This window comes from Actinosynnema sp. NPDC023794 (assembly GCF_040639675.1).
GTDB lineage: Bacteria > Actinomycetota > Actinomycetes > Mycobacteriales > Pseudonocardiaceae > Actinosynnema > Actinosynnema luteola.
In genome coordinates, this window is the sequence record NZ_JBFAFR010000002.1 from 274,968 (window position 1) to 296,404 (window position 21,437).

Here is a 21,437-nt window from a genome sequence, read left to right on the forward strand (position 1 = left end):
AAACTATAGTCCGCGAAGTAGAAACCGACTCGGAACGAGGTGGGCTTCCATGTCCGGTGTTCGCGTCCTCGGTGGCGAAGTGGAGCGCGGGGACGAGATCCTCACGCCGGACGCGCTGGAGTTCGTGGCCGAGCTGCACCGCACGTTCGCGCTCGAGCACGCCGCCCTGATGCGCCGCCGCGCGGACCGCCGCCCGCTGGGCTTCCTGCCGGAGACGCAGGCGATCCGCGACGGCGACTGGCGGGTCGCCGAGGCGCCCGAGCCGCTGCGCGACCGGCGGGTGGAGATCACCGGCCCGACCGAGCGCAAGATGACCGTCAACGCGCTGAACTCCGGCGCGAAGGTCTGGCTGGCCGACCTGGAGGACGCCAACACGCCGCACTGGCACAACGTCGTCTCCGGCCAGGTCAACCTCTACGACGCGGCCCGCGGCACGGTCGAGCACACCTCGCCGGAGGGCAAGCACTACACCCTGCGCGACGACGTGGCCCGGCCGACGATCGTGGTCCGCCCCCGCGGCTGGCACCTGCCCGAGCGGCACGTCGAGGTCGACGGCAAGCCGGCCATCGGCGGGCTGGTCGACTTCGGCCTGCACTTCTTCCACAACGCCGAGCTCGGCCGGCCCTACTACTACCTGCCGAAGATGGAGAGCCACCTCGAAGCCCGGCTCTGGAACGACGTCTTCACCGCCGCCCAACGACGCCTCGGCGTCCCGCACGGCACGATCCGCGCGACCGTGCTGATCGAGACGATCCCCGCCGCGTTCGAGATGGACGAGATCCTCTACGAGCTGCGCGAGCACGCGTCCGGCCTGAACGCGGGCCGCTGGGACTACCTGTTCAGCATCATCAAGTACTTCCGCGACGCGGGCCGGGACTTCGTGCTGCCCGACCGCAACAGCATCACGATGACGGTGCCGTTCATGCGCGCCTACACCGAACTGCTGGTGCACACGTGCCACAAGCGCGGTGCGTTCGCCATGGGCGGCATGGCGGCGTTCATCCCGAACCGGCGCGACCCGGAGGTCACCCGCGCGGCGCTGGGGAAGGTGCGCGACGACAAGCGCCGCGAGGCGGGCGACGGCTTCGACGGCTCGTGGGTGGCGCACCCGGACCTGGTGCCGGAGTGCGCGGAGATCTTCGACCAGAAGTTCTCCGGCAAGCCCAACCAGCTCGACGAGCTGCGCCCCGAGGTGTCCGTCACCGCCGAGCAGCTGCTGGACTTCACGTCGGCGGGCGGCAGCGCGACGCGCGCGGGCGTGGAGTCCGCCGTGGACGTCGGTGTGCGGTACCTGCTGTCCTGGCTGGGCGGCAACGGCGCGGCGGCCATCCACAACCTGATGGAGGACGCCGCCACCGCCGAGATCTCCCGTTCGCAGCTGTGGCAGTGGGTGCACAACGACGTCGTGCTGGACGACGGCACGCCGGTCACCGCCGAGCTGGTCCGCACCGTGCTCGCGCAGGTGAAGGACAAGCTCGAAGGCGAGCACCTCGACCTGGCCGTGGAGCTGTTCGAGCAGGTCGCGCTGTCCGACGAGTTCGTGGACTTCCTGACCCTGCCCGCCTACGAGCGGATCGGCTGACGTGCCGCGCACGTCGTTGTCGGCCGACGCGGTGCGCGCGGTCACCGCGCGGCTGTCCGATGTGGAGCTGCGCGCGCCGGCGGGCCGTCAGCCCGTGCACACCTGCTACGCGCCCGCCGACCGGGTGAGCCCGTCCACACTCGGTGACTGGGGCGCGCAAGCGCTTGCGGCGCTGGCCGAGCACGCGCCGGACGGCTTGGCGGACGTGCTCGACCTCGCGCCGGACGTGGCGGAGGTCGTGCGCGGGCGCGTGCGGGCGAAGCTGGTCAGCGAACCCGTGGAGGACCTGCGGATCGACTTCGAGGACGGCTACGGCGTCCGCTCCGACGCGGAGGAGGACTCGGACGCCGAACGCACCGCGCTCGTCGTGCGGGACTGGCTGCGCGACGGCACGGCGCCGTTGCGGTTCGGGCTGCGGATGAAGTCCTTCGACACGAGGGCCCTGCGTGAGCGCGGCGTCCGGACGCTGGACGTCTTCCTCACCGCGCTGGGCCAGGCGCCCGAGGGATTCGTGATCACGTTCCCGAAGGTCACCTCGGTGGCCCAGGTGGAGGTGCTCGGCGACGTCCTGGACCTGTTCGGGCTGCCGCTCCGGTTCGAGATCCAGGTCGAGACGACGCAGTCGATCGTCGACCGCGAAGGCAGGCTGGCCCTGCCCCGGTTCATCGAGGCGGGCCGCGGTCGGGTCACCGGGCTGCACTTCGGCACGTACGACTACACCGCGGGTTGCGGCTTGGGCGCGGCCCACCAGCACCTGGCGCACGGCGCGTGCGATTTCGCCCGCAACGTGATGCAGGTGTCCGCGGCCGGCACGGGCGTCGCGCTGTCGGACGGCTCCACCAACGTGCTGCCGGTCGGCGACGACGTGCACGAGGGCTGGCGCACGCACTACCGGCTGGTGCGGCGTTCGTTGGCGCACGGCTTCCACCAGGGCTGGGACCTGCACCCGGCGCAGCTGGTGACCAGGTACGCGGCCGTGCACGCGTTCTACCTCGAAGGCGTGGACGCCGACGCGCGCCGGCTCAAGGCGTACGTGGCGCGGGCCGGCGGCTCGGTGCTGGACGAGCCCGCGACCGCGCAGGCGCTGTCCACGTCGTTCATCCGCGCCTTGGACTGCGGTGCCCTGGACGAGGACGAAGTCCGCCGTGCGACGGGACTCACCGTGACCGAATTGCAGGCTCTAGCCAGAAGAGAGTGATCGTGGCATCGCTGGATGGGGTGATCCTCAAACCAGCGAAAAGCCGAATCACGCGACACCGGTCAGTGTGTGTCCATGACCATGCGAGCCGGGTTGTGGACCGGGCTGCCGGACCTGGAGCGGGCGGAGTTCCGCTACCAGGTGGTGGCGTGCGCGGCGGACGTGGACGTGCTGATCGCCGCCCTGGCGCGGCCCGAGTGCAATGACGGGATGCTGGAGCACTTCGGCCGGGCGCCCGACGCCGAGGGGGAGAGCGACCACAACCTGGTGCTCGCCGTCCGCGGCGCGTGGGGCTACCTCAACTACGTGGACGACGAGTTCACCGGCTGGCCCAAGGGCGAGCCCGACGCGCCGTACGTGGACGAGACCTACACCGACTTCCCGCCGGGCGTGGCCGTGCCGCTGACGACGTACCGCGAGATCCTGCTGGAGTTCATGTTCACCGCCCGCCGGCCGACCGTCGTGGACTGGTACGAGGAGGCCGACCTGTTCCACGCCTGGCGGCTGCAGCGCATGGCCCTGCACAAGAAGGTGACGGGCCACTAGACCGTGCTCCCCGGTCCGGGAGCACGGTCCGCGACTCCGCTTCAGAACGTCGGCAGGGTGTGCCAGGCACCCCCGGCGTCCTCGGCGTCGTCACGCAGCACGGCGCCCTCGATCAGCCCGTACGGCCGGTCGGCGGCGTAGAACACCTCGTTGTCGTTCTCCAGCCCGAACGGCGACAGGTCCACCGCGAAGTGGTGCTTGTTCGGCATCGACAGCCGCACCTCCGCCACGTCCGGCCGGGCCTTCAGCACCGCCTCGCCCATCGCGTACAGGGTCTGCTGCAACGACAGGCTGTGCTTCGCCGCGAACGTGGCCAGCAGCAGCCGGCGGATCTCGGCGAAGCTCTTCGCCCAGTCGATCCCGTCGGTGGTCCGATCGCCGGCTCCGCCGGGGGCCTGGTAACGCCACCGCGCCGTCACCGAGGTGGCCAGGATCCGGTCGTGGGTCTCCTTCAACGTCGTGTACTCGTCGCGCGGGAAGCCGTGGAACTCCGACCCGGTCGACTTGAGCACCACCATGTCCCGCACGCCCGACACCACCCAAGCGCGCTCGCCCTCGACGGTCACGGCGGTCGTCCGCTTCTCGTTGCCGCCTTGCACGAACGAGTGATCGTTGCCCTCGATGCGCTCCCACGCGTGCTCGTCGATGAGCACGCGGGCGCCGGTGATCGCCTCCTGCGACGAGACGAAGTGCCGGCCCAGGCGCAGCGCGAAGTCCTCGATCTCGCCGACCGGCGCCTGCTTGGCGAAGGCGTAGACGGTGTTCTTCTGCGTGTCGGTCGCCAGCACCTTCGAGTTGTCGCCGGTCAGGTGGGTGTCCGCCAGGTCGCCGCGCAGGGAGGTGCCGACCGTGAGGTCCTTGATCGTGTGCACGGCGCCGTTGCGGGTCACCGTGACGAGGCGGTTCTCCGCCTTCCCGTACTGGTTGGGCCCCAGGACGATGGCCATCGGTCAGCTCCCTCGGTAGGTGGTGAACGCGTACGGGCTCAACAGGATCGGCACGTGCAGGTGCCCCCGGTCGCCGGTGACCCGGAACGCGACGGTGATCTCCGGGTAGAACGGCGTGTCGACCTCGAACGTCAGCCGGTGCACGCCGGGCGACAGCTCGCGCGCGAACCGCAGCCGGCCGTCGTCGTCGGTGACGCCCTCGGCCAGCACCTCGCCGTCGCGCGCCAACCGGACCGGCACGCCGACGCGCGGTCGGCCGGCCTCGGCGTCGAGCACGTGGGTGGACAGCGTCGTCGACTTCGGGTCTGTCATGCCAGCACCTTCTTCAGCCGCAGCGCGGCGATCTTCGCCAGCTCCCGGTTCACCACGCGCAGTTCCACGTCCGGCGGGTTGTCCATCCGGGCGGCGAGGTCGGCCAGCACCTGATCGCCGCTCAGCCCGGTGGCGCACACCAGGTAGATGTGCCCGAACCGGTCCTCGTAGGCGGCGTTGGCGGCGAGCAGCCGGTCGGCGGGTGACGCGGTGACGCCGGACTGCTCGTCGGCCGACCACTTCGCGGACACCCCGCCTCCCGCGGCCCGCTCCCCGATGCGCGGGTGGCCCCCGATGGCGGCGCGGACCTCGTCGTCGGTCAGGTCCGCGTGCCGGTCCGACGCGGCGAGCAGCGCGTCCACGTCGGCGTAGGGGCGCTCGGCGAGCAGCGCGTCGACCCAGCGCGGCACGGCGAGGCACTCGGTGAGCAGGGGGCGGAGCTCGGCCGCGGGTGCGGAGTTGAACCCTTCCAGATCGGGCACCAGGCTCCCTTTTCTGTATCGCGGAATCACATTTCCGCAAGGAGGGACGTTACGAGCGCGCCTCCGAGCGTGTCAACAGTCTTGCGCCGCCGTCGAGGGCCTGCCTACTCTCTCGGTGTACGGAAGTTGTCTTCCGCATGGTGGAAGGAATCTCCTAATGCGCTACGACGTCAACCTGTCGGTCCTGTTCACCGACCTCCCGGTGCTGGAACGACCCGCCGCGGCTCGGGCGGCCGGGTTCGACGCGGTCGAGTTCTGGTGGCCGTTCGCCGAAGCCGTGCCCCCGTCCCGCGAGATCGAGGCGTTCGAGGCGGCCGTCGCCGACGCGGGCGTGCGGCTCGTCGGGCTCAACTTCTTCGCGGGCGACCTGGCCGCGGGCGACCGCGGCCTGGTGGCGTGGCCGGGCAGGCAGTCCGAGTTCCGCGCCGGGGTGGAGATCGCGGTCGGCATCGCGGGCCGGCTCGGCTGCCGCGCGTTCAACGCCCTGCACGGCAACTTCCCCACCACGGACACGGCGCTGGACAACCTCGCGCACGCCGCCGACGTGGCAGCGGAGATCGGCGCGGTGGTCCTGGTGGAGCCGCTCTCCGGCGCGCCGGAGTACCCGCTGCGCACCGCCGCGGACGCGTTGGAGGTCGTCGACCGGGTCGGCCGCGACAACGTGGCGCTGCTGGCCGACCTCTACCACCTCGCCGTCAACGGGGACGACCTCGACGCCGTCGTCTCCGACCACGCGGACCGCATCGGCCACGTGCAGATCGCCGACGTGCCGGGCCGCGGCGAGCCGGGCACCGGAGAGCTCGACGTCTTCGGCTACCTGGCGAAGCTCGAGGCCAACGGCTACCAGGGCTACGTGGGCCTGGAGTACCAGGCGCGGACCGGCGGCTTCGACTGGCTCCCCGAGGGGGGACGGCGATGAGCAGGATCGGTTTCATCGGCCTGGGCATCATGGGCACGCCGATGTCCGCGCACCTGGTCGCCGCGGGCCACCGGGTCACCGGCTTCGACCTGAGCCGGGACGCGCTCGACAAGCTCACCGCGGCGGGCGGCACGGCGGCGGCGAGCGCGCGTGACGCCGTGGTGGACGCCGAGGTCGTCATCACCGTGCTGCCGAACCACCCGCAGGTGGAGGACGTCGTCCTGGGCACGGTCCTCGACGCGGTCGACCGGGGCACGCTCCTGGTCGACATGAGCACCATCCGCCCGGAGACGTCCCTCGCCGTGGCCGAGGAGGGCGCGAAGCGCGGCGTCCGCGTGCTCGACGCGCCGGTGTCCGGCGGTGAGGCCGGCGCGAGGCAGGCCACCCTGTCGATCATGGTCGGGGGTGACGAGGTCGACTTCGCCGCCGCGGAGCCGATCCTCGACGTCCTGGGCAAGACCGTCGTCCACGTCGGCCCGCACGGCGCGGGCCAGGTGGTGAAGGCCGCGAACCAGCTCCTGGTCGGCGGCATCTACGCCCTGGTGGCCGAGGCGATCGTCCTGCTGGAGGCGTCCGGGGTGGACGCCAAGGCCGGCTTGGACGTCCTCGCGGGCGGGCTGGCCGCCAACCGGATCCTGGACCTCAAGCGCGACGCGATGATCGCGCGCGAGTTCCAGCCGGGTTTCCGCATCGACCTGCACCACAAGGACATGGGGATCGCGCTCGCCGCGGCCCGCCAGGTCGACGTCGCGCTACCGGTGACGGGGCTGATCGCCCAGCTCATCGCGTCCGGCCGGGCACAGGGGCACGGATCCCTCGACCACTCGGCGTTGTTGAAGGTCATCGAGAACCTGTCCGGGAGGGCCTGATGGCTCGGGTACCCGTCATGCAAGCGGTCGTGGAAGTCCTCAAGAGCGAGGGGGTCGACACGGTCTTCGGCTGCCCGGGAGCGGCGATCCTGCCGCTCTACAAGGCGATGGAGGTCGACGGCACCATCGAGCACCTGATCGTGCGGCACGAGGAAGGCGCCACGCACATGGCCGACGGCTGGTCGCGCACGACCGGCAACGTCGGCGTGGCCATCGGGACGTCCGGCCCGGCGGGCACCAACATGATCACCGGCCTCTACACCGCGCAGGCGGACTCCGTGCCGATCCTGTGCGTCACCGGTCAGGCGGCGACGTCCAAGCTGCACCAGGAGGCGTTCCAGGCAGTCGACATCGTGGCGGTCGCCGCGCCCGTCACCAAGTGGGCGGTGCAGGTCAAGGAGGCCGCGCAGGCGCCGTGGATCTTCCGGGAGGCGTTCCGGATCGCCCGGTCCGGCCGGCCGGGGCCGGTGCTGATCGACCTGCCGATCGACGTGCAGAAGCAGGAGATCGAGTGGGACCACACCATCGACGCGCCGCTGCCCGTCACCCGGCCCGAACCGCACCCGGCCCGCGTGGCACGGGCGCTGGACATGATCCTCGCCGCCGAACGGCCGCTGCTCCTCGCGGGCGGCGGCGTGATCCTCGCCGAGGCGCACGAGGAGCTGCTGGCGCTGGCCGAGCACCTGAACGTGCCGGTCCAGGCCACGTTGATGGGCAAGGGCGCGATCGACGAGGACCACCCGTTGTACGCGGGCATGACGGGCATCCAGACGTCCCAGCGGTACGGCAACGCGTCGTTCCTGGAGAGCGACCTGGTGGTGGCGCTCGGCGCGCGGTTCGGCGACCGGCACACGGGTGACCTGGCGACGTACCGGGGCGACCGGAAGTTCGTGCACGTGGACGTGGAGCCGACGCAGATCGGCAAGGTCTTCGGGCCCGACCTCGGCGTGGTCTCCGACGTGAAGGCGTTCCTGCGGGCGTTGCTCGCCTCGGCGCGGACCAGGACCGGTCCACGTCCGGACAACGCCTGGACGGCGCGGACCCGTGAGCTCAAGGCGACCCTGTTGCGCCGCGAGGACTTCGACACCGTGCCGGTGAAGGCGCCGCGGGTGTTCAAGGAGATCAACGAGTTCTACGGCCCGGACACGTACTTCGTCACGGCGATCGGCCTGTACCAGATCTGGTCCGGCCAGCACCAGAAGACGCACCAGCCCCGGCACTACCAGGTGTGCGGGCAGGCCGGGCCGCTCGGCTGGGAGATACCGGCCGCGATCGGCGTGAAGAAGGCGCTCAAGCACACCGAGCCGGCCGCCGAGGTGGTGGGGATCGTCGGCGACTACTCGTTCCAGTTCCTGGTGGAGGAGCTGGCCGTGGGCGCCCAGTACGACGTGCCGTTCGTGCTGATCATGCTGAACAACGAGTACCTGGGCCTGATCCGGATGGCCGAGGACCACGGCGGCTACGACATGGAGTACGAGGTCGACATCCACTACGACACCGTCGGGTCGGACAACGTCAAGATCATGGAGGCCTACGGGTGCTCCGGCGCCAGGGTCACCGAACCGGGGCGCATCCGGGAGAGCCTGGAGTGGGCCCGCAAGGAGGCCGAGCGCACCAGCCGCCCCGTCCTGGTCGAGATCATGATCGAACGCGAGGGCAACACCGCCAACGGCACCTCGATCGCCGCCGTTCGCGAGTACGAAGAGGTGCCGTGACGGGGCACGTCGTCGTCGCGCCCGACAAGTTCAAGGGCACGCTCGCCGCACCGCGCGTGGCCGCCGCCGTCGCGCGCGGCCTGCGCGACGTGGTCCCCGACCTGGACGTGCGCTGCCTGCCGGTGGCCGACGGCGGCGACGGCACGGTGGACGCCGCGGTCGCCGCCGGGTTCGTCCGGGTCGGCCGGTGGGTCACCGGGCCTGCCGGCAGGCCGGTCCCGGCGAGCTTCGCGGTGCGCGGCGACACGGCGGTGGTCGAAGTGGCCGCGGCGGCCGGCTCGGCGCTGCTGGACCGTCCCGCTCCGATGACGGCGACCAGCAGGGGCGTCGGGGAGCTGCTGCGCTCCGCCCACGACCTGGGCTGCCGACGGCTGGTCCTGGGCGTGGGCGGCAGCGCGTGCACCGACGGCGGGAAGGGGATGCTCGACGGGCTCGGCGGCCGGGACCTGCGCGACGTCGAGCTGGTCCTGGCCACCGACGTCGACAACCCCCTCCTCGGACCGCACGGCGCGGCGGCGGTCTACGGCCCGCAGAAGGGCGCGACCCCGCGCCAGGTCGAGGAGCTGGAGGCGAGGCTGCGCGACTGGGCCGACGAGATCGACCCGTCCTACGCCGACCACCCGGGCGCGGGCGCCGCCGGCGGCATCGGGTTCGCCGCGCTGGCCGTGCTCGGCGCGACCAGGCGACCCGGCATCGACGTGGTGCTCGACCTGGTCGGGTTCGCCGACCACCTGCCCGGCGCCCGGCTGGTGGTCACCGGTGAGGGCTCGCTCGACCACCAGACCGCGCGCGGCAAGGCCCCGGCGGGCGTGGCGAGGGCGGCCGGCGGCGTGCCCGTCGTGGCGGTGGCCGGCCGGTGCGCCGTCGACCCGGCGGAACTCGGCCTCGACGCCGCCTACGCCCTGCTGGACGTCGAGCCCGACCTGCGGCGCTGCCTGGCCGAACCGGAACCGGTCCTGCGACGTCTGGCCGGTCGCATCGCCGCCGACCGGCTGGGAGAGTGACGTGCATGGACCTGGTGCTACGCGCTGCCCGAGTGATCACGCCGGACGGCGAACGCCGTGCCGACGTCGGCGTCGCGGACGGTCGGATCGTCGAGGTGGCCGACCACCTGGACGCCGGGACCGTCGTGACGCTCGCCGACGACGAAGTCCTCCTGCCCGGCCTGGTCGACACGCACGTCCACGTGAACGACCCGGGCCGCAGCGACTGGGAGGGCTTCGAGACCGCGACCAGGGCGGCGGCGGCCGGCGGCGTCACCACGATCATCGACATGCCGCTCAACAGCGTGCCGCCGACGACCACGGTGGCCGCCCTGAAGGCCAAGCGGGAGGCGGCGCGCGACCAGGCGCACGTCGACGTCGGGTTCTGGGGCGGCATCGTGCCGACGAACCTGGACGACCTGGAGGAGCTGCACGACGCCGGCGTGTTCGGCTTCAAGTGCTTCCTGATCCACTCGGGCGTGGACGAGTTCCCGCACGTCACCGAGGACGAGCTGAGGGCGGCCCTGCTGAGGCTGCGCGGACGTGACGCCCTGACGATCGTGCACGCCGAGGACCCGCTCGAGGTCACCGACTCCGGTCCCGGCTACCGCGCCTTCCTCGACTCCCGACCGCACCGGGCCGAGCAGCACGCCATCACCACCGTGGTCGACCTGGCCAACGAGACCGGGGCCAGGCTGCACGTGCTGCACCTGTCCAGCGGCGAGGCCGTGCGGCAGGTGCGGATCGCCAAGGACCTCGGGCTGCGGCTGACCGCCGAGACGTGCCCGCACTACCTGACGTTCGTCGCGGAGGAGATCGGCGACACCGCCACGGAGTTCAAGTGCTGCCCGCCGATCCGTGACGCGGCCAACCGCGAGCAGCTCTGGCGCGCGTTGCGCGAGGACCTGATCGACCTCGTCGTCACCGACCACTCGCCGTGCACCCCGGAGCTGAAGCAGGGCGACTTCGCCACCGCGTGGGGCGGTATCGCGAGCCTGCAGCTGGGCCTGTCGGCGGTGTGGACCCAGGCCCGGCAGCGGGGGCACGCGCTGACCGACGTGGTCCGGTGGATGGCGACCAACCCGGCCGACCTGGTCGGGCTGGGGGCGAAGGGCCGCATCGCGCCCGGCGCGGACGCCGACTTCTGCGTGTTCGCGCCGGACGACGCGTTCGTCGTGGACCGCGCCGCGCTGCGCCACCGCAACCCCGTCACGCCCTACCACGGCCGTCCGCTGGCGGGCGTGGTGCGGCAGACGTGGCTGCGCGGTCAGCCGATCGACGACCGGCCGCGCGGCCGGCTGCTGAGCCACCACGGCTGAGCCGAGGACCGACAGAGGAGCCGCATGACGGAAGCACCCGGCTGGACCCGACTGCCCGACTTGGCCTGCCGCGCGGTCGGCGGCAGCGTGATGTGGGCCAACGACGAGTTCTTCGCCGAACGCGAGAACCTGATCCGCAAGGCCGAGCCGGAGTACCAGACCTACACGTTCGGGCACAAAGGCCAGGTCTACGACGGGTGGGAGACCCGCCGCCGCCGGGAGAGCGGCGAGGACCGGGCGATCGTCCGGCTCGGCCTGCCGGGCGTGATCAAGGGCGTCGTGGTCGACACCGCGTTCTTCAAGGGCAACTACCCGCCGTTCGCGTCGGTCGAGGCCACCTCCGCCACGGGCTACCCGGCGCCCGGCGAACTGGCCGGCTGGGAGACCTTGGTGCCCAAGTCGCCGCTGGGGGGCGACCGCAAGCACTACTTCGACGTGTCCGCGCGCCGCCGCTACACGCACGTCCGGCTCACCATCCACCCGGACGGCGGGGTGGCCAGGCTGCGCGTGCACGGCACGCCGGTGGCCGACCCCGACCTGATCGTGCCGGACGCGCTGGACCTGGCCGCGCTGGAGAACGGCGCGTCGGTCACGGGGTGCAGCAACATGTTCTACAGCGACCCGGGCAACCTCATCGCGCCCGGTCAGGCCACGGTCATGGGCGAGGGCTGGGAAACCGCCCGCCGGCGTGACGACGGCAACGACTGGGTCGAGGTCGAGCTGGCCGCGCCGGGCGTCATCCGGCTCGCGGAGCTGGACACCAGCCACTTCAAGGGCAACGCGCCGGGCTGGGCGTCGGTCCGGGCCCGCGACGCGCGCACCGGCGCGGAGTTCGACGTGCTGCCACGCACCCGGCTCCAGCCCGACACCCGGCACCGCTTCCGCGTCGAGGACGCCGCCGAGGCCACCCACGCGCGGCTCGACATCTACCCGGACGGCGGGATGGCGCGGCTGCGGCTGTTCGGCCGGTTGACCGCTCACGGTCTCAGGGTGATCACCCAGCGCTACCAGGACTTGCGCTGAAAGGCGTCGAAGTTGTCAGCCCATGGGCTGATTGTTGGTGCGACTTCAGTCGGTTGTGGTGCGTTCGGCCGCCCTGGAAGCCTGCGAAAACCCGATTGGGTGAACAGGAACTAGGGAGGAACCTGTGCGACCGATCATCAGGGCGCTCGGCGGTGTCGCCACCGCGTTGGCGCTCGCAGCGGGGACGACATCGGTGGCGTCGGCCGAAACGGAGCCGGCGGCGCGCGGCGCGGGCGGGATCGACTGGCAGCCGTGCCCGGAACTGGCCGAGGTGGAGTGCGGCACGCTGAGCCTGCCGATCGACTGGGCGAACCCGGGCGGCGAGAAGTTCGACCTGGCCGTGGCCCGTCGCAAGGCCACCGACCCCGCCAAGCGCATCGGGGTCATGGTCGTCAACCCGGGCGGTCCGGGCGGCTCGGGCGTGAACTTCGCCCTGGGGGCGGACGGCTACTTCAGCCCGGAGGTGCAGCAGCGCTTCGACATCATCGGGTTCGACCCGCGTGGCGTCGCCCGCAGCCGGCCGGTGCGGTGCTCGGTCGAGGTGCTGCGCGCCCAGCCGTCGACCCACCCGGCCGACCAGCGGGAGTTCGACCGGCTCGCCGCGTACAACCGCGAGCTGGCCGCCGACTGCCGCGAGCACAGCGGTCCGATCTACGACCACGTCGACACCGGCGCGGTCGTCAAGGACGTCGACGCGCTGCGCAAGGCCCTCGGCGAGCGCAAGATCAACTACTACGGCCTGTCCTACGGCACCCTCATCGGCCAGCAGTACGCCGAGGAGTTCGGGCGGAACATCCGCGCCATGGTGATCGACTCCAACATGGACCACAGCCTCGGCACGTGGCGGTTCACCGAGACCGAGGCCGCGACCGCCGAGGACTCGTTCCGCGAGTTCGTGGCGTGGTGCGACCGCACCGAGTCGTGCGCCCTGCACGGCAGGGACGTGGCGGAGGTGTGGGACGACCTGCTGGCCCGCGCCGACCGGGGCGAGATCGCCGATCCGCTCGAGCCGGACCGCAAGGTGACCGCGGACGACATCATCGGCGTCGCGTTCGGCGCGTTCTACGGCCCGGACTGGCAGCGGCTGTCGGAGTTCCTGGTCGAGCTCGGCGCGGGCACGCGGGCGACGTCCTTCGCGGCGGAGGAGACCGCGCGCAACCCGTTCCCGGCCGTGTTCTGCCAGGACTGGGCGATCCGGGTCAAGGACCACCGCCAGTTCTCCGCCCTGGTCGACCGCGCCCGTCAGCTCGCGCCGCACATGCGCGGCTCGTCGCTCGGGCACACCGCCGTGGCGGGCTGCGTCGGCCTGCCGGAGCGGGTGAACAACCCGCAGCACCGGCTCAAGATCAAGGACGCGCCGAAGATCCTGATGCTGAACGCGCTGCACGACCCCGCCACCGGGTACGAGTGGGCCGTCAACGCGCACCGGCAGAGCCGCGACACCACGGTCCTGCTGACCTACGAGGGCTGGGGCCACGGCGTCTACGACCGCAGCGACTGCACCCGCGGCGCGACGGACGACTACCTGCTCAACCTGAAGACGCCGCGTCCGGGTGCGCGGTGCGCGGCCGTCGAGCCCGCGCCGCAGTCGGTCGCGTCGCCGGACGCCAAGCCCGTCCCGGCGGGCCCGACCGCGGCCATCCCGGGCTGGCTGAAGTAGGGGTCGGCACGGCGCCGCCACCACCACCCGGCGGGGGCGGCGCCGGCCGGTCTGGCAGGCTCGGCCGCGACCACGTGGCACGGCGCCCGACCGTTGGTGACCCAGCGTCGTCAGGGCATTGCGCGGGATCACACGAACCACCGCAAAGGCGAGTCGTGCTCGCACGGTCCGTCACCGCAAATCTCGCGGCGACCCGGCCTGGTTGCGGGCGGAACTGCTTGCTTCAACCCCGCGAAACGTGCCTGTAACACCAGGGGTGGGACAGTTCACCTGCACGAAACCTGAGGCGCAACCGCGTGAAACAGGACATACCGATGCTCCCTGCAACCGACGTGCAGTGGAGGTCGACGTGGATACAGGGGACACCGCCTGGGTGCTCACCAGTGCCGCACTGGTGCTGTTGATGACGCCGGGACTTGCCTTCTTCTACGGGGGCATGGTCCGGTCGAAGAGTGTGCTCAACATGATGATGATGAGCCTGGGCGCAATCGCCGTGGTCGGTGTGCTCTGGGTGCTGGTCGGCTATTCGATGGCGTTCGGCACCGATGTCGGCGCCGGTCTGCTCGGCAAGCCGTTCGAGTTCTTCGGCCTCGACGGCCTGCTCGGCAAGGAGTCGTTGTCGGGGACCATCCCGACCACCGTCTTCGTCGCGTTCCAGGCGATGTTCGCCATCATCACGGTGGCGCTGATCTCCGGCGCGATCGCCGACCGGGCGCGCTTCGGGCCGTGGCTGCTGTTCGCCGGCCTGTGGGCCGTGCTCGTGTACTTCCCGGTCGCGCACTGGGTGTTCGACTTCGACGGCAAGGACGCTGACGGCAACGTCGTCGACGCGGGCGGCTGGATCGCCAACAAGCTGCTCGCCATCGACTTCGCGGGCGGCACGGCGGTCCACATCAACGCCGGTGCGGCGGGCCTCGCGCTGGCGCTCGTCCTCGGCAAGCGCGTCGGTTGGCCGAAGGACCGGATGAAGCCGCACAGCCTGCCGCTGGTCGTGCTGGGCGCGGGTCTGCTGTGGTTCGGCTGGTTCGGCTTCAACGCGGGCTCCGCCCTCGGCGCGAACGCGACCGCCGGCGTCACCTTCGTCAACACCCTGGTCGCCACCGCCGCCGCGATGCTCGGCTGGCTGCTCGTGGAGCGCGTCCGCGACGGCAACGCCACCACGCTCGGCGCCGCGTCCGGCGTCGTCGCGGGTCTCGTCGCCATCACCCCGGCCTGCTCGTCGGTCACCCCGCTCGGCGCCATCGCGATCGGCGCGATCACCGGCGCCCTGTGCGCCCTGGCGGTCAGCCTGAAGTACCGCTTCGGCTTCGACGACTCGCTCGACGTGGTGGGCGTGCACCTGGTCGGTGGCCTCTCCGGCACCATTCTGATCGGCTTCTTCGCCAGCTCCTCCGCCCCGGCGGGCATCGACGGCCTCTTCTACGGCGGCGGTGTCGACCAGCTGTGGCGGCAGGTCGTCGGCGCGCTGGCCGTGCTCGCGTACTCGTTCGTGCTGAGCCTCGTCCTCGGCTACCTGGTCAAGCTCACCGTCGGCTTCCGCGCCGACGAGGAGGCCGAGGTCGCCGGCATCGACGAGGCCGAGCACGCGGAGACCGCGTACGAGTTCGGCAGCGGCATCGGCGCCCGTGGCGGCAGCAAGCCCAGTGTCGCCGCCGGCGCCACTGCGGTCCTCGAGGGGAGCAACAAGTCATGAAGTTGGTCACCGCGATCATCAAGCCCTTCACCCTGGACGACGTGAAGGCGTCCCTGGAGCAGCTGGGCGTGCTGGGCATGACCGTCAGCGAGGTCCAGGGGTACGGCAGGCAGAAGGGCCACACCGAGGTCTACCGCGGCGCCGAGTACGCCGTGGACTTCGTGCCCAAGCTCCGCATCGAGGTGCTGGTGGACGACACCGCCGTGGAGAAGGTCCTCGACGCCGTCGTGGAGGCCGCGCGCACCGGCAAGATCGGTGACGGGAAGGTCTGGGTGACGCCGGTCGACACCGTCATCCGGGTCCGCACCGGGGAGCGCGGCTCGGATGCCCTATAGGGATCCGAAGTAGGAATGGGAGACGGCCGTATGGACAACGCCGAGGCGGCCGTCGTCACGGCTGACGACCTGGTGCGAGCACGCGATCGGCTGCTCGCGCCAGGTCGGCGCCGTTTGACGGGGGAGTCGCTGCGCGAGGCGCTGGTGGACCTGCACGAGTTCTGGCTCACCGCGCACGCCTCGCTGTCGGGCGTCGGCGGACCGGGCAGTGGGGTCGCACTGGTCGCCGTGGGGGGTCTGGGCAGGCGGGAGCTGGTGCCCTATTCCGATCTCGACCTGCTCCTGGTGCACAACGGGCACAAGGGCGTGGACGGGATCGCCGAGAAGCTCTGGTACCCGCTGTGGAACTCGGGCATCGGCCTCGACCACTCGGTGCGCACGGTCGGCGAGGCGCTGCGCGTCGCCGCCGGTGACCTGCGCACCGCGTTGGGGCTGCTGGACATCCGCCACATCGCGGGCGACCAGGAGGTCAGCCGACGGCTGACCGACAGCGCCCGGCAGGCGTGGCGCACGGGGGTGCGCACGAGGCTGGACGAGATGGCCGAGTCGGCGTCGCGGCGGTGGGCGCGCAGCGGGGAGATCGCGCACCGCGTCGAGCCGGACCTCAAGCACGGCCGCGGAGGGCTGCGCGACGTGACGCTGCTGGACGCGTTGAGCGCGGCGCAGCTGACCGATCGGCCGTCGGCCGAGGTCAACGAGGCCCGCAAGCTGCTGCTGGACGTGCGCACCGAGCTGCGCCGGGTGGCGGGCAAGCCGCGTGACGTGCTCCGCGCGCAGGACGGCGACGAGGTCGCCACCGCGTTGGGCCTGCAGGACCGCTTCACGCTGGCCCGTTCGATGTCGTCCGCCGCACGCACGATCGTCTACGCCGTGGACGTGGCCATGCGCACAGCGCGCGCTGCCGTCCCTAAGCGCGGGTTGGGCGTGTTCGCCCGTTCCCCGCTCAGGCGGGCCCCGGCCAGACGACCGCTGGACGAGGGCGTCGTGCTGCACGGCTCCGAGGTGGCGTTGGCGCGTGACGCCGTGCCCAGCCGCGACCCCGCCCTGCTGCTGCGCGTCGCCACGGCCGCCGCACGCAGCAAGCACCCGATCGCCCCGGGCACGTTGGCCAAGCTCGCCGACTCGGCCCCGGAGCTGCGCCAACCCTGGCCGAAGGAGGCCCGCGAGGAACTGCTGGCCCTGCTCGGCACCGGGGTGGGCCTGATCGACGTGGTCGAGGCGCTGGACCGCACCGGCCTGTGGGGCAGGCTCTTCCCCGAGTGGGGCGCGGTGCGGGACCTGCCGCCGCGCGACGCGGCGCACACCTGGACCGTCGACCGGCACCTGGTGCAGGCCACCGCGCACGCCGCACGCCTGGTGACGAGGGTCTCCCGGCCGGACCTGCTGCTGCTCGGCACGCTGGTGCACGACATCGGCAAGGGCAGGCAGGCCGACCACTCCGAGGTCGGCGCGGCGATCACCACGCAGATCGCCGAGCGGCTCGGCCTGTGGCCGCAGGACGTGGCCACGCTCACCGCGCTGGTGCGCCACCACCTCCTGCTGCCGCACACGGCGACCCGCCGTGACGTGGAGGACGAGGCCACCGTGCGCCGCGTGGTGGACACGCTCGGCGGCGACCCCGTGCTGCTGGAGCTGCTCTACGCGCTGGCCGAGGCAGACGCCGTGGCCACCGGGCCGGGCGTGTGGTCGGACTGGAAGGCCTCGCTGATCAGGGACCTGGTCGCGCGCTGCCGCACGGCGATGGCGGGCGACCCGCTGCCCGAGCCGGAGCCGTTGGACCAGCGCCAGCAGGACCTCGCGCGGGCCGTGCTGGCCAGCGGCAAACCGGACGTGCTCGTCGACCCGGGCGACCACGCGGCCACCGTGACGGTGGTCGCGCCCGACCGGCCGGGGCTGCTGTCCCGGGCGGCGGGCGTGCTCGCGCTGAACTCCCTGGAAGTGCACGCCGCCACCCTGCGTTCCCACGAGGGCGCGGCCGTGGACGTGTTCACCGTGTCGCCCAGGTTCGGCTCCCTGCCGGACGTGACCCTGCTGCGCGAGCAGCTCACCAGGGCGCTGGACGGCTCCCTCGCGCTGGCGGACAAGCTCGCCGCGAAGGAACGCGACTACGGCGGCCCGCCGCAGGACCCGCCGCCGCCGAAGGTGCTCTGGTTCGACGACGAGTCGACCGGCGCGGTGGTGCTGGAACTGCGCGCGGCGGACCGGATCGGGCTGCTGCACCACGTCGCGGACGCGTTGGAGCAGTCCGGAGTGGACATCGTCTGGGCGCGGGTGTCCACATTGGGCTCCACGGTGGTGGACTCGTTCGCCATCACCTCGCCCGAAGGCGGGAACGGCGACCAGCGGCGGCGGATCGAGCGCGCCGTGCTGCTCGCCGCGCGCTGAGGTTGCGTAGGTCTACGCACAACCGACCGAGGGTGCTCACGCTGCCGGCGGACCCCCGTGCCGGGAGAGGCTTCTCCCCGTGGCACGGGGGACCGCGCGGCCGGGGGGCGCCGGCGGGGTCAGCGCCACCGCGTGGTCGGGAGCGGCCTGTCGAGGGGTTGGGCCGCTCTCGATCACGCCCGGAACTCGTGGTCGTCCGAAACGTCTCTTTAGTATGGATGCGATGACCGCTGTCGCCGTGAGGCCGCGCTCGCTGGTCGTGCTGGCCGGACTGCCGGGAGCGGGTAAGTCGACGCTGCTCGCCGCCGCCGACGCGGGCGGCGCGCCCACCGTCGTGCTGGATTCCGACCAGGTGCGGACCAGCCTCCGGGCCTTCTTCCCCAAGTCCCTGCCGTACCGGCTCTACCGCCCGTTGGTGCACTTCGTGCACCGCGCCCGGATCGTGTGGTTCGCGATCACCACGAGCGGCCTGCTGCTCGTGCACGAGCCGTCCACCCGCCCGACCACCCGCGCCGGCCTCGTCGCCGTCGGCGTGCTGACCAACCGGCCCAGGCACTTCCTGTGGCTGGACGCGAGCCCGGAGCAGGCCCTGTCCGGCCAGGTGGCGCGGGGCAGGCTGATCCGGTCGCGGTCGTTCGCCCGGCACGTGCGCCGCGCGGCCAGGCTGCGCGCCCGGTTCGCCGAGGGCGTGCCGCCGCGCGGCTGGCAGGGCCTGACCCTGCTGACCCGTCGTGACCACCTGCGCCTGTCGGTGACGCCGGCGTGAACGGCTACCCTGAGTACGAGGAACCCACCGACGACGTGCGAGGTCTGGCGGCATCGTGTTCAACACCCTTTCCGACCGGCTCACCTCGGTCCTGCAGAACCTGCGGGGCAAGGGGCGGCTGTCCGAGGCCGACATCGACGCGACCGCGCGCGAGATCCGGGTCGCGCTGCTGGAGGCCGACGTCGCGCTGCCCGTGGTGCGCACGTTCATCGCGAAGGTCAAGGAGCGCGCCAAGGGCGCCGAGGTCAGCCAGGCCCTGAACCCGGCCCAGCAGGTCGTCAAGATCGTCAACGAGGAGCTGGTCGGCATCCTCGGCGGGGAGACCCGCAGGCTGAACCTGGCCAAGAACCCGCCCAGCGTGATCATGCTCGCGGGTCTGCAGGGCGCCGGTAAGACCACCCTGGCGGGCAAGCTCGCCAAGTGGCTCAAGGGCCAGGGCCACACCCCGATGCTGGTGGCGTGCGACCTCCAGCGCCCCAACGCGGTGACCCAGCTGCAGGTGGTCGGCGAGCGCGCGGGCGTGCCCGTGTTCGCGCCCGAGCCCGGCAACGGCGTGGGCGACCCGGTCGACGTGGCCCGCAAGGGCATCGAGGAGGCCAAGCGGGCGCAGCACGACATCGTGCTGGTCGACACCGCGGGCCGCCTCGGCGTGGACGAGGAGATGATGCGCCAGGCCGTCGACATCCGCGCCGCCGTGCAGCCCGACGAGGTGCTGTTCGTGGTCGACGCGATGATCGGCCAGGACGCGGTGAACACCGCCACGGCGTTCCGGGACGGCGTCGGCTTCACCGGCGTGGTGCTCACCAAGCTCGACGGCGACGCCCGCGGTGGCGCCGCGCTCAGCGTCCGCGAGGTCACCGGCCAGCCCATCCTGTTCGCCTCGAACGGCGAGAAGCTGGAGGACTTCGACGTCTTCCACCCGGACCGGATGGCGAGCCGGATCCTGGGCATGGGCGACATGCTCACCCTCATCGAGCAGGCCGAGCAGGCGTTCGACGCCGACCAGGCCGAGGCCGCCGCGGTCAAGATGGGCTCCGGCCAGCTCACGCTCGAGGACTTCCTGGAGCAGATGCTGGCCCTGCGCAAGATGGGCCCGATCGCGAACCTGCTCGGCATGCTGCCCGGCGCGGGCCAGATGAAGGACCAGCTGGCCAACCTCGACGAGCGGCACCTGGACCGGGTGCAGGCGATCATCCGGGGCATGACCCCGGCCGAGCGCGACGACCCGAAGATCATCAACGCGTCCCGCCGGCTGCGCATCGCCAACGGCTCGGGCGTCCGGGTCAGCGACGTGAACGACCTGGTCAACCGCTTCTTCGAGGCGCGCAAGATGATGAGCCAGATGGCCGGCCGCTTCGGCCTGCCCGGCGGTGGCGGCAAGAACAACCGCAAGGGCAAGGGCAAGAAGGGGAAGAAGGGGAAGGGTCGCGGCCCGACGCCGCCGAAGGTGCGCGGTGGGTTCCCCGGCATGCCCGGGATGATGCCCGGCATGCCTCCCCAGGGCGGCGGTCCCGCGCTGCCTCCCGGTCTCGGCGGCTTCGACCAGCTCCCGCCCGGCTTCGACCCGTCGAAGCTGAAGTTCGACAAGTGAGCGGCCTGCACCTGCGGGGCGTCGTCCTCCCCGAGGGTGGCGACCCGCAGGACGTCTGGGTGGTCAACGGGCGGATCCGCACCCGGCCGGTGCCCGGCGCGACCACCGTCAGCAGCGGCGGCTACCTGGTGCCGGGCCTGGTCGACGCGCACTGCCACGTCGGCCTGGGCGCCAGGGGCGCGGTCGACCTGCCCGAGGCGGTCGACCAAGCCCTCGCCGACCGGCGGACGGGCACGCTGCTCATCCGCGACTGCGGCTCGCCGCTGGACACGCGACCGCTGCAGGAGCGCCTCGACCTGCCCCGGATCATCCGCGCGGGCAGGCACCTGGCCAGGCCCAAGCGGTACATCAAGTACCTGGGCGTCGAGATCGAGGACCCGGCCGACCTGCCGTCCGCCGTGGCCGAGCAGGTCGCCGCCGGCGACGGCTGGGTGAAGCTGGTCGGCGACTGGATCGACCGCTCCACCGGCGACCTCGCGCCCCTGTGGACCGAGGACGTGCTCACCGAGGCGATCAAGGTCGCGCACGAGAACAAGGCCAGGGTCACCGCGCACGTCTTCGGCGAGGACGCCCTGCCCGCCCTGCTCAACGCGGGCATCGACTGCATCGAGCACGGCACGGGCCTGACCGACGACACGATCGCGCAGATGGCCCGCAACGGGACCGCGCTGGTGCCGACGTTGATCAACATCGAGAACTTCCCGGACATCGCGGCCGGCGCGGACAAGTACCCGGTCTACCAGGGCCACATGCGGCACCTGTACGAGCGCAACACCGAGACCATCGCGAAGGCGGTCGAGGCGGGCGTGCCGGTGTTCGCGGGCACGGACGCGGGCGGCGGCATCGAGCACGGCCGGATCGTGGACGAGATCAAGGCGCTGCACGGGGTCGGCCTGAGCACCACCCAGGCCCTCGGCGCGGCGTCCTGGGCCGCCCGCGAGTGGCTCGGCTTCCCGTCGCTGACCGAGGGCGCCGCGGCCGACGTCGTGGTCTACGAGGACGACCCGCGTGAGGACCTCGACGCCCTGCGGCACCCGAAGCTGGTCATGCTGCGCGGCCGGATCCACGCCTGACCTCGCGGCGCCCGGTCGGCGGCGGTAGGAAGTCCGCGA

General features: G+C 72.1%; 19 protein-coding genes. 16 read left to right on the plus strand and 3 right to left on the minus strand.

The features are described from left to right. Positions 1-49 precede the first annotated feature (49 nt). From aceB to AB0H12_RS05810, 3 genes are all read left to right on the plus strand, one after another. Positions 50-1,582 carry a malate synthase A gene (gene aceB / locus AB0H12_RS05800; protein ID WP_499621125.1) on the plus strand — a complete coding sequence of 511 codons (1,533 nt, stop codon included), beginning with the start codon at positions 50-52 and terminating at the stop codon, positions 1,580-1,582. Between the two features lies 1 nt (position 1,583). Further along, a complete protein-coding gene (locus AB0H12_RS05805; RefSeq protein ID WP_499621126.1) occupies positions 1,584-2,780 on the plus strand; it encodes a DUF6986 family protein in 1,197 nt (398 codons plus the stop codon). A 75-nt stretch (positions 2,781-2,855) separates the two neighbouring features. After that, positions 2,856-3,326: an Imm1 family immunity protein gene (locus tag AB0H12_RS05810; RefSeq protein WP_498774685.1), complete on the plus strand. Its 471-nt coding sequence runs from the start codon at positions 2,856-2,858 to the stop codon at positions 3,324-3,326. Between the two features lie 41 nt (positions 3,327-3,367). Here AB0H12_RS05810 and pucL read toward each other — a convergent pair whose 3' ends face one another. From pucL to uraD, 3 genes are read right to left on the minus strand one after another with little or no spacing between them, the layout of a single operon-like run. Further along, complete coding sequence (gene pucL, locus AB0H12_RS05815) at positions 3,368-4,273, minus strand: factor-independent urate hydroxylase (protein ID WP_499621128.1); 906 nt, start codon at positions 4,271-4,273, stop codon at positions 3,368-3,370. A 3-nt stretch (positions 4,274-4,276) separates the two neighbouring features. Then, positions 4,277-4,585, minus strand: coding sequence for a hydroxyisourate hydrolase (locus tag AB0H12_RS05820; protein ID WP_499621129.1), 309 nt, complete (start codon positions 4,583-4,585; stop codon positions 4,277-4,279). After that, complete coding sequence (uraD, locus tag AB0H12_RS05825; RefSeq protein ID WP_499621131.1) at positions 4,582-5,067, minus strand: 2-oxo-4-hydroxy-4-carboxy-5-ureidoimidazoline decarboxylase; 486 nt, start codon at positions 5,065-5,067, stop codon at positions 4,582-4,584. The genes AB0H12_RS05820 and uraD overlap by 4 nt, the downstream gene beginning before the upstream one ends. A 157-nt stretch (positions 5,068-5,224) precedes the next feature. On the opposite strand from uraD, the gene AB0H12_RS05830 reads away from it, so the two are divergent. The 13 genes from AB0H12_RS05830 to AB0H12_RS05890 all read left to right on the plus strand — a co-directional run bounded on the left by AB0H12_RS05830 (position 5,225) and on the right by AB0H12_RS05890 (position 21,398). Further along, positions 5,225-5,986: a hydroxypyruvate isomerase family protein gene (locus tag AB0H12_RS05830; protein WP_499621132.1), complete on the plus strand. Its 762-nt coding sequence runs from the start codon at positions 5,225-5,227 to the stop codon at positions 5,984-5,986. Continuing rightward, positions 5,983-6,855, plus strand: a complete 873-nt coding sequence (locus tag AB0H12_RS05835) for a 2-hydroxy-3-oxopropionate reductase (RefSeq protein WP_499621133.1) — start codon at positions 5,983-5,985, stop codon at positions 6,853-6,855. Before AB0H12_RS05830 ends, AB0H12_RS05835 begins: the two co-directional genes overlap by 4 nt. Positions 6,856-6,872: 17 nt before the next feature. Further along, entirely contained in the window at positions 6,873-8,570 is a 1,698-nt protein-coding gene (gene gcl / locus AB0H12_RS05840) for a glyoxylate carboligase (RefSeq protein ID WP_499621771.1), read from the plus strand. Then, positions 8,567-9,574, plus strand: coding sequence for a glycerate kinase (locus AB0H12_RS05845; RefSeq protein ID WP_499621134.1), 1,008 nt, complete (start codon positions 8,567-8,569; stop codon positions 9,572-9,574). Before gcl ends, AB0H12_RS05845 begins: the two co-directional genes overlap by 4 nt. Before the next feature lie 5 nt (positions 9,575-9,579). Then, positions 9,580-10,872: an allantoinase AllB gene (gene allB, locus AB0H12_RS05850; RefSeq protein ID WP_499621135.1), complete on the plus strand. Its 1,293-nt coding sequence runs from the start codon at positions 9,580-9,582 to the stop codon at positions 10,870-10,872. A 24-nt stretch (positions 10,873-10,896) separates the two neighbouring features. Further along, positions 10,897-11,895 carry an allantoicase gene (alc, locus tag AB0H12_RS05855; RefSeq protein WP_499621137.1) on the plus strand — a complete coding sequence of 333 codons (999 nt, stop codon included), beginning with the start codon at positions 10,897-10,899 and terminating at the stop codon, positions 11,893-11,895. A gap of 124 nt (positions 11,896-12,019) precedes the next feature. Continuing rightward, a complete protein-coding gene (locus AB0H12_RS05860) occupies positions 12,020-13,555 on the plus strand; it encodes an alpha/beta hydrolase (RefSeq protein WP_499621138.1) in 1,536 nt (511 codons plus the stop codon). A 349-nt stretch (positions 13,556-13,904) separates the two neighbouring features. After that, entirely contained in the window at positions 13,905-15,248 is a 1,344-nt protein-coding gene (locus tag AB0H12_RS05865) for an ammonium transporter (RefSeq protein ID WP_499621140.1), read from the plus strand. Next, on the plus strand, positions 15,245-15,583 hold the full coding sequence (locus AB0H12_RS05870) for a P-II family nitrogen regulator (RefSeq protein ID WP_230567690.1): 339 nt from the start codon (positions 15,245-15,247) through the stop codon (positions 15,581-15,583). Before AB0H12_RS05865 ends, AB0H12_RS05870 begins: the two co-directional genes overlap by 4 nt. Before the next feature lie 30 nt (positions 15,584-15,613). Continuing rightward, positions 15,614-17,968 (plus strand): [protein-PII] uridylyltransferase, encoded by a 2,355-nt coding sequence (locus tag AB0H12_RS05875; RefSeq protein WP_499621142.1) that lies wholly within the window; start codon positions 15,614-15,616, stop codon positions 17,966-17,968. Positions 17,969-18,191: 223 nt separating this feature from the next. Beyond that, positions 18,192-18,734, plus strand: coding sequence for an AAA family ATPase (locus AB0H12_RS05880; RefSeq protein WP_499621144.1), 543 nt, complete (start codon positions 18,192-18,194; stop codon positions 18,732-18,734). A 55-nt stretch (positions 18,735-18,789) separates the two neighbouring features. Continuing rightward, the gene (gene ffh / locus AB0H12_RS05885) at positions 18,790-20,325 is read left to right on the plus strand and encodes a signal recognition particle protein (RefSeq protein ID WP_498784882.1); all 1,536 of its coding nucleotides are present in this window, start codon (positions 18,790-18,792) and stop codon (positions 20,323-20,325) included. Continuing rightward, complete coding sequence (locus tag AB0H12_RS05890) at positions 20,322-21,398, plus strand: amidohydrolase family protein (RefSeq protein WP_499621146.1); 1,077 nt, start codon at positions 20,322-20,324, stop codon at positions 21,396-21,398. Before ffh ends, AB0H12_RS05890 begins: the two co-directional genes overlap by 4 nt. Positions 21,399-21,437 lie beyond the last annotated feature (39 nt).

Excerpts from the sequence above, each read along its gene's own strand:
- aceB (WP_499621125.1), top strand. The coding sequence starts at position 50 with ATGTCCGGTGTTCGCGTCCTCGGTGGCGAAGTGGAGCGCGGGGACGAG.
- AB0H12_RS05810 (WP_498774685.1), top strand. The coding sequence starts at position 2,856 with ATGACCATGCGAGCCGGGTTGTGGACCGGGCTGCCGGACCTGGAGCGG.
- pucL (WP_499621128.1), bottom strand. The coding sequence starts at position 4,273 with ATGGCCATCGTCCTGGGGCCCAACCAGTACGGGAAGGCGGAGAACCGC.
- AB0H12_RS05820 (WP_499621129.1), bottom strand. The coding sequence starts at position 4,585 with ATGACAGACCCGAAGTCGACGACGCTGTCCACCCACGTGCTCGACGCC.
- AB0H12_RS05830 (WP_499621132.1), top strand. The coding sequence starts at position 5,225 with ATGCGCTACGACGTCAACCTGTCGGTCCTGTTCACCGACCTCCCGGTG.
- AB0H12_RS05835 (WP_499621133.1), top strand. The coding sequence starts at position 5,983 with ATGAGCAGGATCGGTTTCATCGGCCTGGGCATCATGGGCACGCCGATG.
- gcl (WP_499621771.1), top strand. The coding sequence starts at position 6,873 with ATGCAAGCGGTCGTGGAAGTCCTCAAGAGCGAGGGGGTCGACACGGTC.
- allB (WP_499621135.1), top strand. The coding sequence starts at position 9,580 with ATGGACCTGGTGCTACGCGCTGCCCGAGTGATCACGCCGGACGGCGAA.
- alc (WP_499621137.1), top strand. The coding sequence starts at position 10,897 with ATGACGGAAGCACCCGGCTGGACCCGACTGCCCGACTTGGCCTGCCGC.
- AB0H12_RS05870 (WP_230567690.1), top strand. The coding sequence starts at position 15,245 with ATGAAGTTGGTCACCGCGATCATCAAGCCCTTCACCCTGGACGACGTG.
- AB0H12_RS05875 (WP_499621142.1), top strand. The coding sequence starts at position 15,614 with ATGGACAACGCCGAGGCGGCCGTCGTCACGGCTGACGACCTGGTGCGA.
- AB0H12_RS05880 (WP_499621144.1), top strand. The coding sequence starts at position 18,192 with ATGACCGCTGTCGCCGTGAGGCCGCGCTCGCTGGTCGTGCTGGCCGGA.